At 48.5% G+C, this 23,992-nt stretch carries 22 protein-coding genes; 13 read left to right on the top strand and 9 right to left on the bottom strand.

All coding sequences use genetic code 11. The annotated features are described in order from the left end of the window. Window positions 1-5 precede the first annotated feature (5 nt). Window positions 6-2,228 (top strand): glycoside hydrolase family 3 C-terminal domain-containing protein, encoded by a 2,223-nt coding sequence (locus tag CBE68_RS05215; protein ID WP_087505008.1) that lies wholly within the window; start codon window positions 6-8, stop codon window positions 2,226-2,228. Window positions 2,229-2,465: 237 nt separating this feature from the next. Continuing rightward, on the top strand, window positions 2,466-3,122 hold the full coding sequence (locus tag CBE68_RS05210; protein ID WP_087505007.1) for a nitroreductase family protein: 657 nt from the start codon (window positions 2,466-2,468) through the stop codon (window positions 3,120-3,122). 67 nt (window positions 3,123-3,189) lie between these two features. On the opposite strand, the gene CBE68_RS05205 is transcribed toward CBE68_RS05210, so the two are convergent. Further along, window positions 3,190-5,022 (bottom strand): choice-of-anchor I family protein, encoded by a 1,833-nt coding sequence (locus CBE68_RS05205; RefSeq protein ID WP_087505006.1) that lies wholly within the window; start codon window positions 5,020-5,022, stop codon window positions 3,190-3,192. A 243-nt stretch (window positions 5,023-5,265) separates the two neighbouring features. On the opposite strand from CBE68_RS05205, the gene CBE68_RS05200 reads away from it, so the two are divergent. Further along, complete coding sequence (locus CBE68_RS05200) at window positions 5,266-5,628, top strand: hypothetical protein (protein WP_087505005.1); 363 nt, start codon at window positions 5,266-5,268, stop codon at window positions 5,626-5,628. Window positions 5,629-5,669: 41 nt separating this feature from the next. Here the strand turns inward: CBE68_RS05200 and CBE68_RS05195 are convergent, their stop codons facing one another. Beyond that, window positions 5,670-6,584: a permease gene (locus CBE68_RS05195; RefSeq protein WP_087505004.1), complete on the bottom strand. Its 915-nt coding sequence runs from the start codon at window positions 6,582-6,584 to the stop codon at window positions 5,670-5,672. A 121-nt stretch (window positions 6,585-6,705) separates the two neighbouring features. On the opposite strand from CBE68_RS05195, the gene CBE68_RS05190 reads away from it, so the two are divergent. Then, window positions 6,706-7,005 (top strand): ArsR/SmtB family transcription factor, encoded by a 300-nt coding sequence (locus CBE68_RS05190; RefSeq protein ID WP_087505003.1) that lies wholly within the window; start codon window positions 6,706-6,708, stop codon window positions 7,003-7,005. Window positions 7,006-7,078: 73 nt separating this feature from the next. Here the strand turns inward: CBE68_RS05190 and CBE68_RS05185 are convergent, their stop codons facing one another. From CBE68_RS05185 to ettA, 4 genes are all read right to left on the bottom strand, one after another. Further along, a complete protein-coding gene (locus tag CBE68_RS05185) occupies window positions 7,079-9,238 on the bottom strand; it encodes a hypothetical protein (RefSeq protein WP_308477808.1) in 2,160 nt (719 codons plus the stop codon). Window positions 9,239-9,511: 273 nt separating this feature from the next. Then, a complete protein-coding gene (locus CBE68_RS05180) occupies window positions 9,512-10,279 on the bottom strand; it encodes a CPBP family intramembrane glutamic endopeptidase (RefSeq protein ID WP_087505002.1) in 768 nt (255 codons plus the stop codon). 170 nt (window positions 10,280-10,449) lie between these two features. Further along, entirely contained in the window at window positions 10,450-10,818 is a 369-nt protein-coding gene (locus tag CBE68_RS05175; protein ID WP_087505001.1) for a PilZ domain-containing protein, read from the bottom strand. Window positions 10,819-10,973: 155 nt separating this feature from the next. Then, window positions 10,974-12,641 (bottom strand): energy-dependent translational throttle protein EttA, encoded by a 1,668-nt coding sequence (ettA, locus tag CBE68_RS05170; protein WP_087505000.1) that lies wholly within the window; start codon window positions 12,639-12,641, stop codon window positions 10,974-10,976. Between the two features lie 308 nt (window positions 12,642-12,949). On the opposite strand from ettA, the gene glyA reads away from it, so the two are divergent. From glyA to CBE68_RS05125, 9 genes are all read left to right on the top strand, one after another. Next, window positions 12,950-14,203, top strand: coding sequence for a serine hydroxymethyltransferase (glyA, locus tag CBE68_RS05165; protein ID WP_087505142.1), 1,254 nt, complete (start codon window positions 12,950-12,952; stop codon window positions 14,201-14,203). Between the two features lie 74 nt (window positions 14,204-14,277). After that, the gene (nrdR, locus tag CBE68_RS05160) at window positions 14,278-14,727 is read left to right on the top strand and encodes a transcriptional regulator NrdR (protein ID WP_087504999.1); all 450 of its coding nucleotides are present in this window, start codon (window positions 14,278-14,280) and stop codon (window positions 14,725-14,727) included. 3 nt (window positions 14,728-14,730) lie between these two features. Further along, complete coding sequence (ribD, locus tag CBE68_RS05155) at window positions 14,731-15,855, top strand: bifunctional diaminohydroxyphosphoribosylaminopyrimidine deaminase/5-amino-6-(5-phosphoribosylamino)uracil reductase RibD (protein WP_087504998.1); 1,125 nt, start codon at window positions 14,731-14,733, stop codon at window positions 15,853-15,855. A 12-nt stretch (window positions 15,856-15,867) separates the two neighbouring features. After that, on the top strand, window positions 15,868-16,524 hold the full coding sequence (locus CBE68_RS05150; RefSeq protein WP_087504997.1) for a riboflavin synthase: 657 nt from the start codon (window positions 15,868-15,870) through the stop codon (window positions 16,522-16,524). A gap of 60 nt (window positions 16,525-16,584) precedes the next feature. Further along, window positions 16,585-17,694: a bifunctional 3,4-dihydroxy-2-butanone-4-phosphate synthase/GTP cyclohydrolase II gene (gene ribBA, locus CBE68_RS05145; protein WP_087504996.1), complete on the top strand. Its 1,110-nt coding sequence runs from the start codon at window positions 16,585-16,587 to the stop codon at window positions 17,692-17,694. A gap of 251 nt (window positions 17,695-17,945) precedes the next feature. Further along, entirely contained in the window at window positions 17,946-18,413 is a 468-nt protein-coding gene (gene ribH / locus CBE68_RS05140; protein WP_087504995.1) for a 6,7-dimethyl-8-ribityllumazine synthase, read from the top strand. 13 nt (window positions 18,414-18,426) lie between these two features. Further along, on the top strand, window positions 18,427-18,828 hold the full coding sequence (gene nusB, locus CBE68_RS05135) for a transcription antitermination factor NusB (protein WP_087504994.1): 402 nt from the start codon (window positions 18,427-18,429) through the stop codon (window positions 18,826-18,828). A 35-nt stretch (window positions 18,829-18,863) separates the two neighbouring features. Next, on the top strand, window positions 18,864-19,838 hold the full coding sequence (gene thiL / locus CBE68_RS05130) for a thiamine-phosphate kinase (RefSeq protein ID WP_087504993.1): 975 nt from the start codon (window positions 18,864-18,866) through the stop codon (window positions 19,836-19,838). After that, complete coding sequence (locus CBE68_RS05125) at window positions 19,835-20,329, top strand: phosphatidylglycerophosphatase A family protein (RefSeq protein ID WP_087504992.1); 495 nt, start codon at window positions 19,835-19,837, stop codon at window positions 20,327-20,329. Before thiL ends, CBE68_RS05125 begins: the two co-directional genes overlap by 4 nt. A 54-nt stretch (window positions 20,330-20,383) precedes the next feature. Here the strand turns inward: CBE68_RS05125 and CBE68_RS05120 are convergent, their stop codons facing one another. From CBE68_RS05120 to dxs, 3 genes are all read right to left on the bottom strand, one after another. Next, window positions 20,384-21,223 carry a hypothetical protein gene (locus CBE68_RS05120; RefSeq protein ID WP_087504991.1) on the bottom strand — a complete coding sequence of 280 codons (840 nt, stop codon included), beginning with the start codon at window positions 21,221-21,223 and terminating at the stop codon, window positions 20,384-20,386. Between the two features lies 1 nt (window position 21,224). Then, the gene (locus tag CBE68_RS05115; protein ID WP_087504990.1) at window positions 21,225-21,806 is read right to left on the bottom strand and encodes an ABC transporter ATP-binding protein; all 582 of its coding nucleotides are present in this window, start codon (window positions 21,804-21,806) and stop codon (window positions 21,225-21,227) included. A 290-nt stretch (window positions 21,807-22,096) separates the two neighbouring features. Continuing rightward, on the bottom strand, window positions 22,097-23,968 hold the full coding sequence (dxs, locus tag CBE68_RS05110; protein WP_087504989.1) for a 1-deoxy-D-xylulose-5-phosphate synthase: 1,872 nt from the start codon (window positions 23,966-23,968) through the stop codon (window positions 22,097-22,099). Between the last annotated feature and the right edge of the window lie 24 nt (window positions 23,969-23,992).

The following is a 23,992-nucleotide window of genomic DNA, read 5'->3' as shown; positions in this document are numbered from 1 at the left end:
AATCGATGAGTGTTGTTTCCAATTTAAGCCAGAAAATCAGCCAGCGTCTCGTGCCCGTTTGTGTCGCTGCTGTTTCAGGCTTTACGCTGATGGCTCTCGCTAATCCCGTAGTCGCTCAAGAAGATGCTTGGCGTGACCAATCATTAAGCTTCGAACAGCGCAGCGCGGCGTTAATTGATGCCATGACACTGGATGAAAAGATCAGCCAGTTATCGGACGAGAGCCCTGCCATTGAGCGTCTTGGAATCGTTAAGTACAACTGGTGGAATGAAGCCTTACATGGTGTTGCGAGAAACGGCATAGCTACGGTGTTTCCGCAGATCATAGGCTTGGCTGCAACCTTTGATCCTGAGCTGTCGTTTCGGATGGCCGATGCCATCTCCACCGAAGCGCGGGCCAAGTTCAACATCTCTCAGGCTATGGGGAACCGGGAAAAATACACCGGACTGACCTTCTGGAGTCCCAACGTGAATATCTTTCGTGATCCGCGTTGGGGAAGAGGGCAGGAGACCTTTGGCGAGTCGCCTTTATTGACGTCACTGATGGCCGATGCGTTTGTCCGCGGGATTCAAGGAGATGACCCAAGGTATCTGAAAGCGACTGCCGCCGCCAAACACTTTGGTGTTCATTCTGGCCCAGAGGCGTTGCGTCACTCTTTTGATGCCAAGCCGACGGCAAAAGATTTGCACGAAACCTACTTGCCTGCCTTTGCCCATTTGGTCACTGAATCGAAGGTGGCAGGAGTCATGTGCGCTTATAACGCGGTCTATGGCGAGCCTGCTTGTAGCTCTGATCTATTGCTCAATGAGCTACTCAAACAGCAGTGGCAGTTTGATGGTTATGTGGTGTCTGATTGCGGAGCGCTGTATGACATCCATCATGGTCACAAGGCGGTTAAAACCCCAGAGCAGGCCGCAGCTGCCGCACTCAATGGTGGTGTCAGTTTGAACTGTGGTTTTACTTATAATGCCGCGTTAAAACAAGCTGTTGAGCAAGGTTTGGTATTAGAGAACACCATTGACGAGCGGTTGCAGGAGTTGTATCGCCTGCGCTTTAAGCTGGGCTTGTTCGATACCGCAGAATCAAACCCGTATAACCAAATCCCTGCTGATGTGATTAACTCGCCGGAACACGTGGCTTTGGCTAAAGAAGTGGCGGCTAAGTCTATCGTGCTGCTGAAAAATAACAATCATGTTTTACCGCTCGCCAAAGATATCAAAGTGCCTTATGTCACAGGGCCATTTGCGGCCTCCAGCGATGTGTTGATGGCCAATTACTACGGTATCTCCGGCAACATGGTGACTATTTTAGAAGGTATTGCCAACAAGGTATCCATGGGCTCTGCATTGAACTATCGCATGGGAGCTCTGCCGTTTAATGACAACAAGAACCCGAAAAACTGGGCGCCTTTTGTTGCCAAAACCGCCGATGCGGTCATTGCTGTTGTTGGCATCTCTGCCGATATGGAAGGTGAAGAAGTCGATGCCATTGCTTCTGCCCACAAAGGTGATCGGATTGATTTGCAGTTACCGCAAAACCAAATCAACTACGTCAAACAGCTGGCTGACAACAAAAAGGGGCCGTTGGTGCTGGTAGTGGCTAGTGGCAGCCCTGTCGCGTTGGGCGAGCTGTATGATTTAGCCGATGCCATTGTCCAAGTTTGGTACCCCGGCGAGCAAGGCGGTAATGCGGTGGCCGATGTGTTGTTTGGTGATGCTAATCCGTCGGGGCATCTGCCGCTGACATTTCCGAAGTCGGTGGCTCAGTTGCCTCCATACGATGATTACCGGATGCAAGGCCGCACCTACAAATTCATGACCAAGGAGCCGCTGTTCCCATTTGGCTTTGGTTTGTCGTATTCCGCGTTTGAATATCGCAATTTGGCCATTGAACAAGATGATAGTGCTTACCGAGTAAGTTTCGAGTTGCGAAATAGTAGTCAGCGAGATGGTAGTGATGTTGCTCAGCTGTACTTGGCGCCGGTTGACCCGAAAGCGCAGGAAGCCTTGTTTGAATTGAAAGCCTTTAAGCGTCTTGATGTTGCCGCAGGGCAACGGGTTCAGCATGAGTTTGTGATTGCCAAATCAGCACTGACTCGAGTCGATGGTAACGGCAAGTCAGTGCCATTGCAGGGCAAGTACCAGTTGTTTGTTGCCAATGCGCTGCCGTCTGAGCGCAGTGCTAAACTCGGTGCCGCTGCGCCATTAACCCAGGTGATTGAGTTTTAGATCCTTGTTGTTTCTGAGCTGGCGGCGTTTGTATGCCGTCAGCTTGGTGGGAATTCAAACGATCCTGTCGCAGTACTCGTTATTCAACACATTGATATCTAGAAGTCTCCTCCAATTAAAATTATCAATTTTTTGTTGAAAGTATTTCTGTTGGTTGCTCGATTGTTGTCGCGCTGATTCAGGACTAAATTTACCTACATTCATCGCTCCGTATGCCTGACAATTTGAGGAATCATCATGACTCACCCAATTATCCGAGATTTGAACGCCCGCTATACCGCCAAGAAGTACGATCCAAGTAAGCGTATCTCGGCTGAAGATATGAAGGTGATTAAAGAAGCATTACGGATGTCGGCTTCGTCGATTAATTCGCAGCCTTGGAAATTCATCGTGGTTGAGTCTGACGCGGCAAAACAGCGCTTTCACGATACTTTTGCCAACATGCACCAGTTTAATCAGCCTCATGCCAAAGCCGCATCGCATACCGTTTTGTTGGCTTATGATCCTAAGTTCACCAAGGAAAAATATGCCAAACGTGTTGATGCTGAAGTTGCCTCTGGTCACTTACCAAAAGAAATGTATGAACAGATGATGGGCGCTTATGCGTTTGCTGAAGCCAATACCGATGAAACAGGTTTTAATGGCAGTTGGACCAAAGCTCAGGTCTACATTGCCTTAGGTAACTTACTGCATGTCCTAGCGCGCTTGGGTATTGACTCAACGCCGATGGAAGGCGTTGACCCAGAGTTAATCGGTAAGGAATTTAACCAAGAGCTCGATGGCCATGTGTGTGAAGTGGCATTGGCAATGGGCTATCACTTGGAGTCGGAAGACTATAACCACGGCTTGCCAAAGGCGCGTCTTGATTTAGACGATGTGGTGACAACACTTTAACGACAAGTTCTGCTAACAAAAAGGCCTCCAATTGGAGGCCTTTTGCATATTTGTTGAGGGCAATAACTTAGTTTGGCGTCACTTGCCAAACGGTCAGCGAGCCACTGACTTCGTTACCCACAAGCAGTAATGCGTTGCCTGTTGGGCTATCTGCTTGCTCAACGAAGACTAAACTCTCCGGTGCCAAGTCACCCATTTGCTCGGCGTTGTCGTCAATATTGAAGCCTTCGGTGAAGTCACGGTTATTGACGTAGTTGACGAAGAACGCGTTGTACGGGTTGGTGACATCGTAAACCATTACCCCACCGGTGCGCTCCAAGCCAACGAAAGCATAGGTGCGATTGTTTAAGGTGCCGACAGTCAGCGCTTCTGGCTCTGGGCCTTTGTTTTCTGAGCGATCGTCATTGGCGTTTTCATCGTCGGTGTTGTTAAACGCTGCGCCATGAACCGCTGCGGTAATACGCTCCATGTCATCGCCTGAATCAAACACCACCATGCCATTTTGATCCCAGATAGTGAATGAGCGAGCCCCATAGGTGTAGGCAGCATCGTATTCACCATCGCCATCGGCATCACCTAAAGCATTGGTCACTTTCAGATCTTCGATCACGCCCATTGCTTGCAGTGTTTCAAGCTCACTGCCCGGTTCGGCATCGAGCTTTTTCACTTTGCTTTCTTCAGTGAAAGCAAGGCAATCACCGTCGTCAAACTCCATGCCGCCAGCAGCTAAACAACTTGCTTCGTCATCAGCATCAAAGATGTACTCGCGAGCATCACCTTCATTAGCTGTGACGAGGAACATGGCGCCATTCCAGCTGAATGAGGAAATGGTGTCAGGCATGTAAACGCCATACAGACCCGGGTATTTGCCGAAGCTCACTTCGCCATCTTCGGTACCGTCAATGTACAAATCACTCCAGTCTTTGAAGCCCAAGCCGCGAATTTCAACACTGTTGTCCGTTAAATCGACAATTGCCAAGCCATTGTTTTCTTGCAACGTGACATAGGCCATGGTGTCTGATGTGGTGATGTATTCTGGCTCTAAATCTTGTGCCACTGTGGTGTTAATCGTGACGCCATTAATGGTGCGGCCGGTTGGATTTGGAAAGTGCATTCCCATCGCTTCTAGGTCCGCCTGCATACCGTTGTAGGCTTTGAAATCAAGGATGGTGGCAGTCGCAGCTGGGGCACCGTCAGTGATTGCAATAATCGCAATCGAACCTTCAGGGTCGTTGGTGTAGTCGTCACTTGGCTCACCTTCGTTGGCAACGATTACCTTGCTGCCGTCTGGTGTGAAGGTCACCATATCTGGCAGATTACCAACTTCAACAGCGCTAACAAATGCCGGTACGCCGGCATTTAGGCCGTTGTAAAAAACAATAAAACCGTTGTCAGCTTGCGAGTCGGCTTCAATCGCTACCGCCATTAAGTCGCCATGCATAGCAATGCTGTTGGCGCCACCGAGTGCTACTCCGCCGGCTTCAGCAGGCAAATCCATTGACGTTGCAGACAAGGTGTTGTCAGTTAGCGGTGCGCTCAAAGCCGTTGAGGTTAGATCAGAAATGTCGATCATCGCCACTGAATCTTCCGAGCTGTTAACAGCATATATAGTTTGCGTGGCGGCGTGATACTGAACGATTTCAGCGGCAGCCAAGTCACCGGCATCAGCGGCACCTTGGTTTAACACGATACGACCAACTGCGGTCAAGTCGACGCCCATGCTAGCGTCTTGGCCGTCATTTCCGTCAATCCCATCTTGGCCGTTTGTACCACCCATACCCGGAGCGCCGTCAACACCATTGGTGCCGTTGATGCCATCTTTGCCATCATCACCATCACAGCCAGTTAGCGCCAGCGCCGAGAGTACCCCTACTAAAATCAAATTCTTTTTAAATTGCATTGTTCTATCCCTAATCCCTTGAATCTTGTTTGGTCAAGTCAGAGCGCATTGTTTGAAATAGATGTGACGATGGCATGAACGGCAGATGACAATGGTGTGGCAGATAAATGACAACCACTGAAAGCTTGATGTGTTCGGGCTTGGCACAGAATACAATCTGATTCGACCAGTGCGGTCTATCGCTAGATTGCCGGTGAAATAGCTTTTTCGTTACTATAAGTTGGTGTTTTAGGGGGAGTTATCATGGCTTTGAAACTTGGTCGGCATATTAGTCAACTAACAGCAATTATTACCTTCAGCTGGTCGAGTGCTTGTGTGGCTGGGTGTGGCGAAGGCACCGAGCAATGCTTGGTGCTAACAGAGCAAGCAGAGCACTATCAGTCATGCCAAGTTCGCGTATGCGCCAATGCTAATGAGTATTCCTCTGAATGGAAAGTTATCGGAGGGGGAACTGTCAGTGTATATCGCGGGGCTGAAGAACAGCGGCTATTAGTTGACGGAAAACCCGGCCTTGAACTGCCATACTCGGTATTACAAGAGGGTTTGAGCTGTTTTGGTACAGCAAAACTGGAGAAGGTTTACTGCACCAAAGATGTTTCTTACTAACCAGTATTCGACATCATCAAAAAAACAGATTATTCCGGCGATTAAAATAGCCAGTGGTAAGTAAAACCAGCGAGTATCGCCATACCAATGATGACCAGCAAGAATGCGGCAATCAGTCGGTTACGGAACAGTGACTTGAGCAGAATCACTTCAGTTAAACTGGCTCCAGCACTGCCGATGATCAAAGCCATTATTGCGCCAAGGCCCATGCCCTTAGCTGCCAGCGCAGCGCTCAGTGGAATCACTGCCTCGGCACGAACATACAAAGGAATGCCAATGACCGCTGCGACTGGAATGGCCAAGGGGTTGTTGTCGCTGGCAAATCGAGCAATCAATTCGGTGGGAACGAATCCGTAGATCACCGAACCGATGGCGATACCACCTAATAGGTAGGGCAATACCGATTTGAAATCACTCCAAGTAGAACGCCAAATCGACAGCCATTTACTCTCCGGTTTGGCTTTTCCGCAGCAAGAAGTGGTGCAACAGGAAGGTTTCGGGGCCTCCAGAGCTTCCGGCTTAATTGCTGACTCAAAGCCAAGTTTTTCAAGCAGGTAACCGCCAATGACGGACACTCCCATCGCGACGACAAAATAGAACACCGCTACTTTGATGCCGAAAGTGATAGCAAACAAACCGATTATGATGGGGTTGAGTAAGGGGCTGGCAAACAAAAACACCATCATGGTGCCAAATCCTGCTCGTGCTCTTAGCAACCCCTTGAGAAATGGGATCGTCGAACAGGAACAAAATGGTGTGATGGCACCCAACAAGGCCGCAGTAATGTAGCCGCGACCATTTTGACTACTCAAAATCGACTGAATTTTCTGTGCCGGAATATAATGCTGCAGTACGCCAACAGCATAGCTAATGACAACAAACAGTAGGGTTAGCTCGACCGCCAGAAACACAAACATGTTGGCTGCTTGAGCGATTGCATCACTGGAAAAGGACATAGTGTTTTACCTTGCGTTATTTCTGGAATTGTCGAAATGATAAGTTGAAATATTAGGAAATCAAGATATTTCTGGTAATATCGAAATATTCTTCTCCTCGCTAGTCCCAAAAGGCTGTTTGATGAAACTGGAATTAGTCGCTAAATCACTGAAAGAACTAGGGCACCCAACTCGATTAGGGGTTTATCATGCGGTTGTCAGGGCCGGCCATCAAGGGATCGCGGTCGGCAGCTTGCAGCAAAAACTGGATGTTCCGGGCTCGACCTTGTCCCACCATTTGTCTGGTTTGTTGTCAGTTGGGTTGATCACTCAGCGGCGAGAGGGCCGTACGCTGTTTTGCGTCGCCGATTATGAGCGCTTCAATGCTGTAGTGAGTTTTCTTCAGAATGAATGCTGTGCAGATGAAAGTCCTAATCAATAAAAAAGCAGCCAATTGTTTTGGCTGCTTTTTGCTACTGACCATAGTGGTTAAACATCAAAGCTTAACGTGGTGGCTAAAGTAGCTCCGTTGGCTTGTTATCGCTGAGCGACAAAATCTTGGTGCGGCTGATACGGTGGCGATAGATTTCGCGCAAGTAACGGATCGTCTTCTTGATGTTCTCAGACGACAAGCGAATGTCATTGATTGACTGGAACTTACTGTCATCTCGAATTAACTCGCGATACTTCTTCTCGTACATAGGTTTGATAGCAAACCAGTTGGTATCGAGGATTTTGGCCGGGCTCTCAAACTGATTGACCAACGATTCGATCTTTTCTTCATCAAAGGTTTCGGCTTTGATGAGTTCGATGATTGCCTGATCGAGGGTGCTATCGTAGCGATACTTGTCTTTAGCGAAACAGCGCTTGATATAAGACACAATCAGGGTAATGAAATCATCGCTTAAACACGGGCTCTTTGCTACTAGGGTAGTTAGCGATAGATTAGCCGACGTACCAATAACGAGCGCATAGCGTTTCAGTGTGGTGTTCGGGAACAAGGCGTTTAAGTGGCTCTTCAACCGATTTAATGCGACGTAAGAGAGCTTGTAGTCTTTCGGCAATGAGACGATTGACACCACAGATGAACAATTCTTAAAGAAGTGTAAGTTGTTCAATGCACTGGCGTCGTAACTGCCGCTTTTGTATTTGGCTAATGCGTCACGGTAGCGGGCCGACTCTATCGGCAGCAAGCTAATGCCTTCAATCGCTTGGGTGTCTTTGTTGAAATGGGGAAGCTCAATCGAACGATAGAACAAATCGTCAATATCAATGCCATTGTGTTTGTCGCCAAACAGCGCTTCTTTCGATTGCGGTACCACACTTTCGGCATACGCCACTGCAACAGGCCCCGCTAGGCTCATGAACAAATCGTTGGCATCAAGTCGGATGGTCTCGCCAATATCAATGCCAGCACGACGGAAGTAATTTTCATCGTAATCTGTGGTAACAGCCTGGGCGGTTAGAATGTTGAAAATCTGCTGTGAAATGTATTGGTTGGCGTACTTCTCCATGGAATTGACATCAATCTCTTCCGCTTTGGCATCGTCCGTTTCTTCGGCGTAGCGCATGATGTCATTAGAGATCAGCATCATCGCATTCCATGGTCGAATACGCTGCATCACACTCGCTTCACTTTCAGCCTCATCGTCATAGTTATATGAGAAATCCCATTCTTCAGACAGATACTTACAGAGTAAGCGGCCAGCGTTGATGTGCAGTGCTTCAGAAACGCTGACTTGCTGACTGGTTATGTTTGGCAGAATACAGATACCGCTGGTGAATATGGGCTCAAACACAAATGAGCGATGACGGTCATCGTCGAGACTCTCATTAGGGCGTACTTCGAATGTTTTGCGCATGTACGCATATTGCTGAGCTAGACCAAATTCCGAAGCCATCCCTGAACCAGTGCCGCCGCCAGCACTGAATATATAGAAATACAAGCGGCTTTGGTTGGCTTTGATACCGCACGAATCAATGAGATAAGAGTGAATGAATTTCCAATCAGGATTACTAAATTTTTCAGTGTCTTTGTTAAGAATTATCTTTGCTAAATATTGACCAAGAATGGGTGCGTTACCTGCGCCGCCAGCATGGACCTCTGACAGATCCATGATTTTCATTTTGGTGTAGTTTTCCAAAAAGCGGCCATCTTCGGTTTGCGAGGAGTAACGAATTCTGCCAGCGATGTCTTTATCTAAATCGCCCAGCATGACAATGGGTTCAATCAGGAATATTGGTTTTAAGGCATTGGTGGCATTCAAGTGCAAGCTACGGCGGATCCAGCGCAGCGGGCGACCATCTTTTTCCAGTCGCTGCTTCTCCATGTTTTTGAATTCGTTGAGGTAATAGGAGCGAGCCCGATAGACCAGAGTGGCAACTTCTAATGCGATATTTGAACCACAGCGTCCTAAGCCGATTAGGCAGACCGAGGGAAAGCTATGGTTGGCAGGGATTCGCTCTTGCTCAGAGCCGACCTGTGGGTAAACATCATCACGCAGTGTGTCCAAGTTGGACAGGATCTTCTCCAGTTCCCGTTCAGTGAAGAAGTTGTAATTTGTTGGCGGAGGCGCAGGAACCATCTCATCGGCAATGATGACCGTTGGCTTCTTGTCTTCCTTCACTTTAGCTACTTCATTCGAGACTTTTTCTTTGGTGCGGTTGGAGGTCATTGCTACTCCCTCTTTACTGTCAAAATTCAGATCCGCACAGATGGTTTTCCTAACCTAGCATTTTGATTCTAAAACCGGTTCGTGCAGTGCTGGTGCATCCATTGTTGGTTGTGCTGTTATCAACTCGCGATTAACTATAGCAGCACGCCAATACCCAGTAGAGATTTACAGATCTCAGTTCTTAGATATTTAGTGGCGTTGTAAAGCTGCTGGTAAAACTCCAACGTGGTGTCAAAGATCGCCCTAATGACGAGCGATCTTCAACTTTGGTCATCAAGTTGCTGGGGCTGTGATTAGCATCAGCGTGCTCATACTGTTAAGTGCTGCATGGGCAGCAATGGCATAGCTGACATTGTTGTAGCGTTGACGAATGGCTCCTAGCAACAAACCAACAATGGCAAGAAAAGCGAAGGTATGCCAAGACTGATACTGAGAATGAATTAAAGTGAACAGAGCAGTGGTAATAAACAATGGGCCGTATTTGCCGCCAATGCCCGCGTCAGACAAACGGCCAAAAAGCCAGCCTCGAAAAACAAATTCTTCGACTATTGGCACCACGATACAGATGGTCGCGATCAACAACACAATGTTTGTTGGTGAACTCAAAGCAGCCTGAAGTGCCAGCATAAAAGGCTCAGATGGCAGCGTTAATAGCTCACTTAATAAAGCAAAGCTAAGCGATAACAGCAGCATTGTTCCGACAGATATGAACAATGGCTGGCGTGTCATTCGGTGAACTCGATAATACTGCAACGCGTCTCGCCAGCCTTTGCCGGCTGTTGCGCTAAGCAATATTGGTAGGGTAAGAAAAGCGGCACCAAGCATGATGACCAGATTTAATGGCGGGCTATTGAGCAAGGCCTCAAAGGCCGGGGGGTCAACATCGTTAGCCATTGCAGCTTGGAAGCCTGCATAGATGCCCACAGTCATACCAGCGACGATACCCGGGACGAAAAGCAAGGCGATCAGCCAAGCGGCGATTTTGACTAGTTCAATTTTTGAAGAAGGGGTTAGATCTTCCTTGAGGATAGCTTCAGTCATGTCAATTCCTTTTGATATGAGGTTATGAAGGTTCACTTTTAACTTAGCACTAATCGATAGTTTTGCGATTTTTAACCCTAAAGAGTTTGGCGAATAGCCATATGTTGGGCGATGAAGCACAAAAAAACGCCAGACAATGCCGACGTTTTAGATCCAGCTAACTGTATCAGTTAGCTGACTTGCAACAATTGCTCTAGGTTGCGCTGGAGCAACGCATCGTTGCCAATGTTTAGTTCGATCGTGCGGCGGAGCTCACTCATGGTATCGATATCGACAGCGTCGATTTGCATGGCAAAATTACCATTTGATGCCCGAACCACGTGAGCTTTGAAGCTCATTGGGCTGTCAGATTCTGGGTTGTGAACTTCGACGTCGACCTTTTCATCAACCGGAAGTTGCATGGTGTCGCTATGCAGTAACAGGCCTTTGAACGATAAATCAATCAACACCGCGGGTGTTCTGACTTCACCGACAACTACCTCTACCGGCCAATCAAGGACAATACGAAAAAACTTACGGCGTTCATCTTGAGTCGTCATTTCAAAGCCTTAGTGAAAAAACTACAGTTGAGATTATAGGTCCAGATACCATTGCAACCTATTTATTCGACCTGAAACCGTGATGATGGTTCCCCAATGTTATCAACGAGGTAGTAAAGACTACCTCGTGATCCGGTCGCCCTAATCGAAGCAGTTTATTTGTGAATACGTTTGTATTTTAAACGGTGAGGTTCAATAGCGCCTTGACCTAGCGTATCACTTAACCAAGCTTCGTAATCAGTATAGTTACCTTCGTAGAAGTTGACTTGACCTTCATCGCGGTAGTCTAGGATATGGGTGGCAACACGGTCGAGGAACCAACGGTCGTGCGAGATCACCATGGCACAGCCCGGGAACTCCAGCAAGGCTTCTTCCAAAGCTCGCAAGGTTTCGACGTCCAAGTCATTGGTTGGTTCGTCGAGCAACAACAAGTTGCCGCCAGCTTTAAGCAGTTTTGCTAGGTGTACTCGGTTGCGTTCACCACCGGAGAGTTCACCAATACGTTTTTGCTGATCGCTGCCCTTAAAATTAAAGCGTGACACATAGGCACGAGCATTGATTTCAAAGTTACCGATAGTAAGGATTTCTTCACCCTCTGAGATCTCTTGATAGACGGTGTTGTTGTCATCCATGCTGTCTCGGAACTGATCAACCGATGCCAAGCTAACCGTTTCACCCAAGGTTACTGAGCCCGAGTCTGGTTGTTCGGTGCCGCTAATCATCTTAAACAGGGTTGATTTACCTGCACCATTCGGCCCGATAATGCCAACGATAGCGCCTTTGGGAACCGAGAATGACAAGTTGTCGATCAGCACCCGCTCGCCAAAACTTTTGGTAAGGCTTTCCACTTCAACCACCTTGTCACCCAAGCGAGGTCCTGGCGGAATAAATAGCTCATTGGTTTCGTTACGTTTTTGATGATCAGAGCTTTGCAATTCCTCAAACCGAGCCATGCGCGCCTTGCTCTTGGCTTGACGGCCTTTCGGGTTTGAGCGGACCCACTCCAGTTCTTTTTCGATGGTTTTCTGACGAGCTTTTTCTTGCGCCGCTTCTTCTTTCAACCGGGCATCTTTTTGTTCTAGCCAGCTTGAATAGTTTCCTTCCCACGGAATACCGTGGCCGCGGTCTAGCTCTAGGATCCAACCGGCAGCATTATCAAGGAAGTAACGGTCGTGAGTAATAGCGACCACAGTACCGTTGTAATCAACCAAGAAACGCTCCAGCCATGCGACAGATTCCGCATCCAAGTGGTTGGTTGGTTCATCAAGCAACAGCATGTCAGGCTTTTCGAGCAGCAAACGGCAGATTGCAACGCGGCGACGCTCTCCACCAGACAGGTGTTTAATTTGGGCATCCCACTCAGGCAGACGCAGGGCATCGGCTGCACGTTCCAGTTGATTTTCCAAATTGTGACCGTCGTGAGAATTGATAATCGCTTCTAGCTTGCCTTGCTCTTTGGCTAATGCATCGAAGTCGGCATCGGGCTCAGCATAGGCGGCGTATACTTGATCGAGTTTCGCCATCGCATCTTTTACTTCAGAAAGCGCTTCTTCGACCGCCTCACGGACGGTTTGCTCTTCATCAAGTTTTGGCTCCTGAGGTAAGTAGCCAACCTTGATATCAGGCATTGGCCGGGCTTCTCCATCAATGTCGGTATCGATGCCGGCCATAATGCGTAGCAGCGTCGATTTACCGGCACCGTTCAAGCCAAGGACACCAATTTTGGCGCCAGGGAAGAAACTCAAAGAAATGTTTTTCAGGATTTCACGCTTGGGTGGCACGATTTTGCTCACCCGGTTCATGGTATAGACGTATTGAGCCATGGGATCTTCGAATCTTTTTGAGATGGAAATTGGCGCAGATTGTAGCCCATAGAAAACCGCCTTGATAGGTATCTCAGTCAACTAATGCGGCAAATGCTCGGTGTAGCAGTTGTCCGGAAAACAGCGAAAATGAAACGTCTCACCAAAGCTACGCCTCGGTTTCATTGGGTTGTGCAAATAAACTGATCCAAACAGTCGAACAAAAGGTAGGCATATTCAGCGATTGCAGGTAGAATACGCGCCCTAAATTTTTGCTTTTTATGCTTTGTGTGAGCCCTTTGCTCACGCCTTTGTCAGTGGGAGTGACCATGTTAGAACGCAATATGAACATTGCTGATTTCGACCCAGAATTGTGGGAATCCATGCAGCAGGAAGTGAAACGTCAGGAAGATCACATTGAGTTGATTGCTTCTGAAAACTACTGCAGCCCTCGTGTACTGGAAGCTCAAGGCTCTCAGCTGACCAACAAGTATGCTGAAGGTTATCCAGGCAAGCGCTACTACGGCGGTTGTGAATACGTTGATGTTTCTGAGCAACTGGCGATCGACCGCGCTAAACAACTATTCGGCGCCGATTATGCCAACGTCCAGCCTCACTCAGGTTCGCAAGCCAATGCTGCAGTGTTCCAAGCACTGCTGAAAGGTGGCGATAAAGTACTGGGCATGAGCCTGGCACACGGTGGTCACTTGACTCACGGCTCGCATGTTAACTTCTCTGGCAAGTTGTACGAAGCTGTGCAGTACGGCATTGATGAAAACGGCGTTATCGATTACGAAGAAATCGAGCGTTTGGCTGTTGAGCACAAGCCAAAAATGATCATCGGTGGTTTCTCTGCCTACTCTGGCGTTCTAGACTGGGCCAAGTTCCGCGAAATCGCTGACAAAGTCGGCGCTTACCTGTTCGTCGATATGGCGCACGTCGCAGGCTTGATTGCCGCTGGCTTGTACCCGAATCCAATGCCGCATGCCCATGTTGTTACCACCACCACGCACAAGACATTGGCTGGTCCACGCGGTGGTTTGATTCTGTCTGCTTGTGGCGATGAAGACATCTACAAAAAACTGAACAGCGCGGTTTTCCCTGGTGGTCAGGGTGGCCCTCTGTGTCACGTCATTGCTGCTAAAGCCGTCGCTTTCAAAGAAGCGCTGCAGCCTGAGTTCAAAACCTATCAGGCACAAGTATTGGAAAACGCCAAGGCGATGGCCGCTGTGTTCATCGAACGTGGCTTCAATATCGTATCTGGTGGCACCGACAACCACTTGTTCTTGGTTGACCTGATTGAGAAAGACATCACAGGTAAAGATGCTGATGCAGCTTTGGGCCGCGCCAACATTACCGTCAACAAGAACTCCGTGCCAAACGATCCACGCTCGCCATTCGTAACGAGTGGTCTGCGTGTTGGTACGCCAGCAATCACTCGCCGTGGTTTCCGAGCTGACGAAGCGCGTCTGTTGGCAGGCTGGATGTGCGATGTGATCGATAATCTCGAAGACGAGGCGGTAATTGCCGCAACTCGTGATAAAGTCGTTGAACTGTGTCGTAAATTCCCAGTTTACGCTTAATCCGGCTTTAACTAGTAAACGGAATAAAGGGCTGGCACTTCGCTGGCCCTTTTGTTTTGTAAAGGACCAACAATATGCATTGCCCATTCTGTAATCAGACCGATACCAAGGTGATTGATTCACGTTTGGTGTCCAACGGCTATCAAGTCCGCCGTCGTCGCGAATGTACCGCCTGTCATGAGCGCTTTACCACCTTCGAAGGGGCAGAGTTAGTGATGCCTCGGCTGGTTAAACGTGATGGTTCACGCGAGCCATTTAACGAAGAAAAGCTGCGCTCAGGTATTCAACGGGCACTTGAAAAGCGCCCTGTCAGCACCGAGCAAACCGAACAAATATTAAGCGAGATCATGTCCAACTTACGCGCCACCGGAGAGCGAGAAGTGCCAAGTGAAATGGTCGGTCAGCAAGTCATGGAAGCGTTAAAAAATGTTGATAAAGTCGCTTATATCCGCTTTGCTTCGGTGTACTTTTCTTTTGAAGATTTGGATGACTTCGCTCAGGCCATTGCCAAACTGGAACGCTAAAAAATGAATATGCCTGCTACAGACCAAGGATGGATTACTCACGCTATTGTGCTGGCTGAAAAAGGTTGGTACACCACCACTCCCAACCCAAGAGTTGGCTGCGTGATTGTCAAAGATGGAACCATTGTCGGTGAAGGGGCTCACTTAAAAGCTGGCCAACCTCATGCAGAAATATATGCGCTGCAGGCTGCCGGCGACCGAGCCAGGGGAGCCACTGCATACGTAACCTTAGAGCCATGCTCCCATACTGGCCGCACGGGCCCTTGTGCTCAGGCACTGATCGACGCCGGTGTGGCCCGTGTTGTGATTGGGATGACCGACCCCAATCCCAAGGTTTCTGGCCGTGGTATTGCGATGTTGGAAGCTGCCGGTATTGCGGTGGAGACTGATGTTGCCAAAGCCGAGTGTGAGATGCTCAACCCAGGCTTTATCAAACGTATGATAACTGGTGCCCCGCGAATCACCTTGAAAATGGCTGCCTCGCTTGATGGCCGCACGGCGCTGGCGAATGGTGCCAGTCAATGGATTACTTCTGATGTTGCTCGTGCTGATGTTCACCGCTTTCGGGCTGAAAGCTGCGCAGTGCTATCATCAGCGGAGTCTGTCATTGTCGACAAAGCGCAAATGAACGTTCGGCCTGAGCAGTTCGGTATGACAGCAGCTGATTTTGGTAGCCCAGAAACTGACAATGGTATGCGACAACCTGATCGAGTGATCTTAGATGGTCGCTGTCGCCTCACTGGCGAAGAACCGATTTTTAACCACCCTGAAAGCCTAGTGTTAGTATTGCCACCAGACGCCGAGCCACCGATACAAGGTGTTCGCACGTTGCATTTAGATTACGGCGTGACTGGCTTTGATTTGACTTCACTGCTGGCTGCTTTGGGTCAGTGTGAATACAATGATGTCTGGGTTGAAACTGGTGCTGCATTAGCCGGTGCATTCGTTTCAGAGCAGTTGGTTGATCGAATGGTGGTTTACATGGCGCCTAAACTGATGGGCCACCATAGTCGCGGTATGTTGGGTTTGCCGATGATGACTAAGATGGATGATGTGCTTCAGCTTGAGTGGCAGTCTATTGATACTATTGGTCCCGATCTACGGCTTATCGCCAAGTTTTCTAAGTAAGTAAAGGTTGTTGTGTTTACAGGAATTATTGAATCTGTTGGTCATGTCAAAGGGCTGGTTAAGTCGGGCCCAGATATGGCGCTGACTATTGCCGTTGGCAAACTCGACATGAGCGATGTCCAGCTGGGCGATAGCATTGCGGTCAATGGTGTATGCCTTACCGTGACGAAATATGACGCCGCTAGTTTCAGTGCGGATGTCTCGGTCGAATCACTGAGTCGAACGGCTCTTGCTGGCTTACAAATCGGATGGGCCGTTAATCTCGAAAAAGCCGTCACTCCGAGCACTCGTCTTGGCGGTCATTTGGTGAGCGGTCATGTTGACGGCACTGCGCGATTGTTGTCGGCAGAGCAACAGGGATCAGCTTGGCAATATTGGTTTGAAGCGCCTGCTGAGCTCGCCAAATACATTGCTGAAAAAGGTTCTGTGACGATTGACGGCATCAGCCTGACCATTAATGAAGTCGATGGCGCTAAATTCCGCTTAACCATCATTCCGCATACTCGCGCTGAAACGACCCTTATCGAACGCAACAACGGTGACTTGGTCAACTTGGAAGTCGATCTTATTGCGCGTTATTTGGAACGCTTGATGACTGCTTCGAGTGAGGCTTCCCCAACTGATGGCGTGACCCTCGACTTACTGGCTAAGTCCGGTTTTATGAAATAGGCCCAGTCGACAGTTACGCAACACAACTGGTAACACATCTGGTATCTCAGAGGTAACAACATGAAATTTTCTCCGGCTGCTGAAATCATCGAAGAAATTCGTCAAAAGCGTATGGTGATTTTGGTTGACGATGAAGATCGTGAAAATGAAGGCGATCTGATTATTGCTGCCGAGGCAGTAACGCCTGAAGCGATCAACTTTATGGCCACCTATGGTCGCGGCTTGATTTGTCTAACGCTCACCAAAGAACGCTGTATTCAGCTCAATCTACCTTTGATGGTGGACTCTAACACCGCTCAATTTTCCACTAATTTTACCGTGTCGATAGAAGCGGCCGAAGGCGTAACTACAGGTATTTCTGCCGCTGATCGAGCACGCACGGTGCAAGCTGCTGTCGCGAAAGAAGCCAAGGCTGCTGATTTGGTCCAACCCGGCCATATTTTTCCCTTAATGGCCCAAGATGGTGGCGTATTGACGCGAGCAGGCCACACCGAAGCCGGTTGCGACCTCGCCCGAATTGCTGGCTTCGAAGCGGCGGCAGTGATTGTTGAGATTCTCAATGATGACGGCACTATGGCCCGTCGTGATGATCTTCTTAAGTTCTCAGAGAAGCATGGGGTCAAGATTGGTACCATTGCTGAGCTGATTGAATATCGCAATCTTAATGAAACCACGATTGAGAAGGTTGCTCAGTGTAAGTTGCCAACTGAGTTTGGTGAATTTGAACTGCATACCTTCCGCGATACCATTGACAATCAATTACACTATGCCATGCAAATGGGCGAAGTGAGTGAAGGTTCACCAACCTTAGTCCGAGTGCACCTGCAAAACTTGTTGAATGACGTCTTACACACCGATCGGGCATCGGATCGCAGCTGGGATTTGCCGCGTGCGTTAGGACGCATCGCTGCTGAAGGCGGTGTTTTGGTGGTGCTGGGCCGAGAAGAAAGTAATGAAGAAATTCTGGCCAAGCTGAAAAATTTTGAGCTAGAAGATAACGGCGAGCGGCCGCCTGCAGCTAAGTGGCAGGGTACTTCTCGACGTGTTGGTGTTGGCAGTCAGATCTTAGCGGAACTAGGTGTCAAGCAAATGCGATTGCTTAGTTCTCCGAAGCGTTATCACGCGCTGTCTGGCTTTGGTCTGGAAGTGGTTGAATATATTTCTGATTAATTTGTACCTTTGGTGATAGGGGCTGTTTGGTTGTTGGCTATGCGCTTCCGCCTCAATCTCATAGTATGCCTATGTTCATGGGGTCTTATTTGCTTGCCGCCTACAAGCAACCCCAATTACTTTGGGTACAGGTTTAAGATGCTAGATACCAATTAAGAAGGCTATAGCCAGCCGTTCGGCTGTGCTATGATTCGGCCACAATTTTAGCCGATGCGCTGATAATGCAAGAATTAACGTAAGTGAGCACATACATGAAGGTAATTGAAGGCGGACTGGTCGCCCCAAATGCACACATCACCATTGTTGTAAGCCGTTTTAACAGCTTCATTGTTGAGAGCCTGGTAGAAGGCGCTCTTGATACTCTGAAGCGTGTTGGTCAAGTAAGTGATGACAACATCACCATTGTTCGCGTCCCTGGCGCTTATGAGCTGCCAGTAGCGGCTCAGCGTGTGGCAAAGAAAGGCGGAACTGATGCCATTATCGCTTTGGGTGCGGTGATCCGTGGTGGAACACCTCACTTTGACTTTGTTGCCGGCGAGAGCAACAAAGGCTTGGCACAAGTGTCATTGCAATACGATATTCCAGTGGCGTTTGGGGTTTTGACGACAGATACCATTGAGCAAGCTATTGAGCGTGCAGGCACCAAAGCAGGTAACAAAGGCGGCGAAGCGGCTATGGGTGCGCTGGAAATGGTTAACGTACTGGCAGAAATTGGCTAATTAGGAGCTCGACTTGAATCCCAAAGCTCGCCGTAAGGCACGTGAATTAGCCGTTCAAGCCATCTATAGCTGGCAGTTGAGCGGCGATCCTATGGCTGAAGTGGAAGTCCACTTTATGACCGACCAAGACATGGAAGGCGCTGACACTGATTACTTTCGCGAGTTGCTCAGTGGCGTTGCCAGTCAAGTAAAAAGCCTGGATGCACGTTTGTCGGCGCTAACATCTCGACCACTCGATGATGTGGACCAAATCGACAAAGCCATTTTACGTTTGGCTGCCTACGAGTTGTCTGCCCGCCAGACGCCTTACAAGGTAGTGATTAACGAGGCCATTGAGTTGGCCAAAGTGTTCGCCAGTGACGATAGCCATAAATTCGTCAATGGTGTACTCGATCAAATGGCGCCTCGCGCCTAATCGAGTTTGCACTCACTTCTGCTAAGAGAACTGCTGTGAACGAGTTTGACCTCATCCAGCAGTTCTTTTCTCACGCCAATTCCAATCGAACTGATGTCGCCCTTGGCATCGGTGATGACTGCGCATTATTGCAGCCCAAGTCAGGTAATCAAATAGCTGTTACCACCGACACCATGGTCGATGGCATCCACTTTGATAGCCGACTTAGCCCTGCAGATTTGGCCCACAAATTAGTCGCAGTGAATTTGTCAGACTTAGCAGCCATGGGCGCAGAGCCCTGTTGGGTCAGTTTGGCTCTGACGTTGCCAACCAGTGATTCGAATTGGCTGACTGAATTTGGCGCCATGTTGGCAGAACGACTTCAGCATTATGGTGTTAGCCTAATTGGTGGTGATACCACACGTGGCCCATTAACCTTAAGCTTGACGGCTCAGGGGCAGCTCCCAGCAGGGACTGCGATGATCCGCGGCGGCGCTAAACCTGGCGACTTGATCCTAGTTTCTGGCTCGTTGGGTGATGCCGCGCTGGCCTTACAGCAAGATAAACTTGTCGCCTTGCCTGCCGCGAGCATTGCTTCATTGGAGCAACGCTTGTTTAGGCCAACACCACGGGTTGAACTGGGGCTGGCAATTCGAGCATTAGCGAATGCTTGTATCGATATTTCCGATGGTTTGTCGGCTGATTTGAACCATATTCTTGCGCGCTCTAGCGCTGCTTCTGGTGAACTTCTCGGCGCTGTGATTGACGCCGACAAACTACCTGTTTCGGCAACGGCAGTTACTGTACTTGGCGCTAAACGCGCAGCATTGAACGGCCTTAAGGGCGGTGATGATTATGAGTTGTGTTTTACCGTCTCGCCAGACTCGTTGCAGCCAGTGTTGGCCGCTGCCGAGCAATGCAACACGCGGGTCAGTGTGATTGGTGAGATCAATCAAACGGGCCAACTCGCTGTACAATACCAGCAACAACAGCTTGATTGGCAGGCACAAGGATATTTGCATTTCTCATGACTAACTCAACCAACAAATCTGTTAAACCTAAGCTACGACCGCGCAATTTAACCCATTGGACCGCCGTTGGCTTCGGCAGTGGCTTGGCTCCAAAGGCGCCAGGAACATTTGGCTCGTTAGCTGCTATGCCTTTGGTCATGCTAATGCTGCAGTTACCGCTTTGGGGCTATCTGGCGCTGACGATACTCGCTTGCCTGATTGGTAATTATCTCTGTGGTCAGACTGCCGATGACTTTGGTTACCATGACCACCCGGCGATCGTCTGGGATGAATTTGCCGGCATGATGGTAACCTTTATTGCTATTCCTTTAACTTGGCAAAATCTAGTTCTGGGCTTCGTCTTGTTCCGCATTTTTGACATTCTCAAACCATGGCCAATTCGCTGGCTCGATCGTCATGTCCACGGTGGTTTTGGCATTATGGTAGATGATTTGTTAGCTGGTGCTATGGCTTGGCTTGGCTTGATGTTATTGCAAGGTTATTTGCACTAACGCCCAGGCTGCCATTTAAACAAAAAAAGCAGCGCTTTGGGGACAAGGAATTCATCAATTAACTATTCTAATAGCTATTGGTATAACGCCTGTAATCGGTATAAGTAGGTTGTATGCGCATCGCGCAATTTTCTTAAACTCACAAGGAAGGTGATGTGAGAAATAGCGTAGAGTGATATTGTGCTTTTCAATGTTCTTGAGTGCAGAGCGGAGCAACTTCGTAAGAGCAAAAATAGAGGCGCTTGTTAACAACAAGTAATAGCCGAAAAACACTTCAGGCTTAACATTTGTTGTTGCCAAAAATGAAATTGCAGATCCCAAAACTAGCCAAGCAAGACCCCATCCTCTAGCTCCTTCCAACAATAACCTTTGGAACTTTATAAATAGAGTTAATTTGGGCGGGAGCGCTCCAGTTTTTGAACGACGAATCACTGTGGTCAGTGCATTTGAAATATAAAATGCCGCTACGAAGATTAATGCTATTAAAACTACAAACCTTAATATTGCGAACAGCGTCAAGCCCTCTGCTCGGGTAAAACCACTAGCAGCTATACACAAGTAGACGGAAGATCGATTGCTCCAAAGGTAAAAGAGTTCGTGCCATGGGAGAGAACCTCCAAAAGCTCCTTCAAGCCATTGATGCTCTTTCTTCGAAATCAAAGTGCCTGCCAGCATTACGTTCACAATGCCTAATGCTAAAAGCATTACGCAACCCACAGCGAATGGAGCCGATGTCATTGCTTTTGACAATATGAGATACCCTGGCAGAGGGGCTACAATCAGGATTATGGGCGTGGATAGAATTAGTAACAGAGTCAAAAAACGAAACAGAGCGATGTTTTCTGACTTAACGGTTTCGAGTTTGCGCCGGGTTAACGCGCGTGCAAAGGACATTTCAGGCTCCCCGTAATTCCACCCGCTTAAAAAGCTTGTGGAAGGGAGTTTGATTTTGATGGTCAACGAGAATAACAAACATACTGCTTTGCGAGATCAAATTCTCAGTGAACTCTTTGGAGAACTTGTCTAGGCCATTAAAGGGCTCATCAAGAAGTACGGCGTCATTTTGAGATAGCATAGCTAGCAATACTGATAGCTTTTTGCGATTGCCTGTAGACATCTCTCCATAGCGCTTCGAAAGGTAAGGGGTCAGGCTCAGTTGCTTTGCATGGTGGTTAAACGCATCCAAGTTCAAATGTTTATTGGCCTTGTAAAGAGATATGATTTCATGTCCGGTAAACAGAAAAGGAATATCAATCGAATCGCTAGATATGTTTATGCTGGCTTTTCTGAGATTCAAACTGATCGTGCCCTCACAGGGCTGTTCGATACCAGCGATCAGACGTAGGAGTGTTGATTTTCCCGAACCGTTTTTGCCATAAATCAATGTTCTTGGATTGTTGATATCCATGTCGGCGAACAGACTTAAATTACCATCGTAGTACTTTTTGACATTACGAATGGCTATGTTTGTAATCATCAACAACCTACTAAATCCGTGTAGAGTTACAAAAATACTGTTTTAACACCGGGATGTTAACACATTTGTATTTAAGGGAGTTCGCCTAGGTCAACAACTTGTTGGAGCCTAACAATGCACTATACCATTGGTTTTTAGCCTGTTGCTAAATAAACAACACTTGCTCCAAAGGGAGTAGGAGCTCTTATCATGGTTGGCAATTAGCCATTAGGCAGTCACCAACAGGAAAAGCCAATGTTTGGCCTTTGGCGCTGCTTTTTGGGATATAAACTTGCTAGTTGCTAACAAGCTTAGCTTTGACAGTAACGGCGAATACTGGCCTCGATACCAACCGCATCTAGCCCCAACTCCGTTAGGATTTCTTCTTGGCTGCCGTGCTTAATAAATTGATCGGGTAATCCTAGTTGTAGCACTGGTTTGGCAAGCTTGTTGGCCATTAACAGTTCGACGACTGCCGAGCCTGCTCCACCCATAATGGCATGATCCTCTACCGTGACTAGTACTTCATGGCTATTGGCCAGTTCAATGATCCGCTGTTCATCAAGCGGTTTGACAAACCGCATGTCGACCAGTGTGGCATCGAGTGACTCTGCGGCTGCTTGGCATTGGTGAAGCAATGGTCCAAAGGCCAAAATGGCCACTTGCTTGGTGTCGCTTTGGCGAATCGTTTTCGACTGACCTAACTTAATTTCTTGCATTGGCTCTGCCAACGAAACACCGGTGCCTTTCCCGCGTGGATAACGCACTGCAGCTGGCTTGTCGAGCTTGTAGCCGCTATACAGCATATTGCGGCATTCCGCTTCATCCGAAGGCACCATAATGACCATGGTTGGTATACAACGAAGGAAACTGATGTCAAAGGCGCCTTGGTGAGTTGGGCCATCCGAGCCGACCACGCCAGCGCGGTCGATAGCGAATAGCACAGGCAAATCTTGAATCGCGACATCATGAATGAGCTGGTCATAACCGCGCTGCAAAAACGTTGAATAGATAGCAACGACGACTTTGCTGCCTTCACTTGCTAAGCCAGCGGCGAGTGTCACCGCATGCTGTTCAGCAATAGCAACATCAATGTATTGCTGGGGGAACTCTTTTGAGAATCTGACCATGCCAGAACCTTCACGCATAGCCGGCGTGATGGCCATAAAGTTTTGATCTTTGGCGGCGATATCGCACAACCAATCGCCAAATACTTTTGAATAGGTTGGAATGCCGGGTTGGCTGCTTGGCAATGCTGTGGTCGTGGGGTCAAATTTTGGCACTGCATGGTAGCCAATTGGATCTTTCTCTGCTGGTTCGTAACCCTTACCTTTGACTGTTTTGATATGGAGCAGCTGCGGCCCTTTTAGATGGCGCATGTTATGGAGGGTTTCGACCAGCGTTTCAATGTCATGGCCATCAATTGGACCGATGTAGTTGAAGCCAAGTTCTTCAAAGAAAGTGCCGGGAACGACCATGCCCTTGAGGTGTTCCTCGGTACGACGAGCCAACTCCTTAATTGGTGGCAAGCCAGCCAGAACCTTTTTACCACCTTCACGAATACTGGAATAGAAACTGCCTGACAATAGGCGTGCAAAGTGGTTATTTAAAGCGCCAACGTTTTCGCTGATCGACATTTCGTTGTCGTTGAGGATCACCAGCATATTGGGGTGGACATCACCCGCATGATTGAGGGCTTCAAATGCCATGCCCGCCGTCATTGCTCCATCACCAATAATCGATACCACTTGTTGTTCGCTGCCTTGGTGTTGGAATGCCATCGCCATGCCTAATGCTGCGCTGATGGTGGTGCTTGAGTGACCGACGTTAAAGTGATCATATGGGCTCTCATTGCGCCACGGAAATGGATGCAAGCCATCTTTCTGTTTAATGGTGTGCAAACGATCGCGGCGACCGGTGAGAATTTTATGGGGATAGGCCTGGTGGCCAACATCCCACAACAGCCGGTCATCAGGAGTGTTGTAGACGTAATGCAAGGCTACTGTTAACTCGACGGTACCCAAGCCCGACGCAAGGTGACCACTGCTGCGGCTGACCGATGCTAACAAGTATTGACGCAGTTCCCGGCAGACTTGCGGTAATTGATCCTGAGATAGCAGCCGTAGGTCGTCTGGGCTGTTAATTTTCATCAACAGGGGGTAGTCAGCAGGTTTTATGGTCATGGGCAGTTACGTAGCTTTGTTGTT

Source organism: Neiella marina (assembly GCF_002165625.1).
In the GTDB taxonomy this organism is placed as follows: domain Bacteria; phylum Pseudomonadota; class Gammaproteobacteria; order Enterobacterales; family Neiellaceae; genus Neiella; species Neiella marina.
Note: the sequence above shows the minus strand (reverse complement) of the source record. Positions and strands in the feature narration are given on the sequence as shown.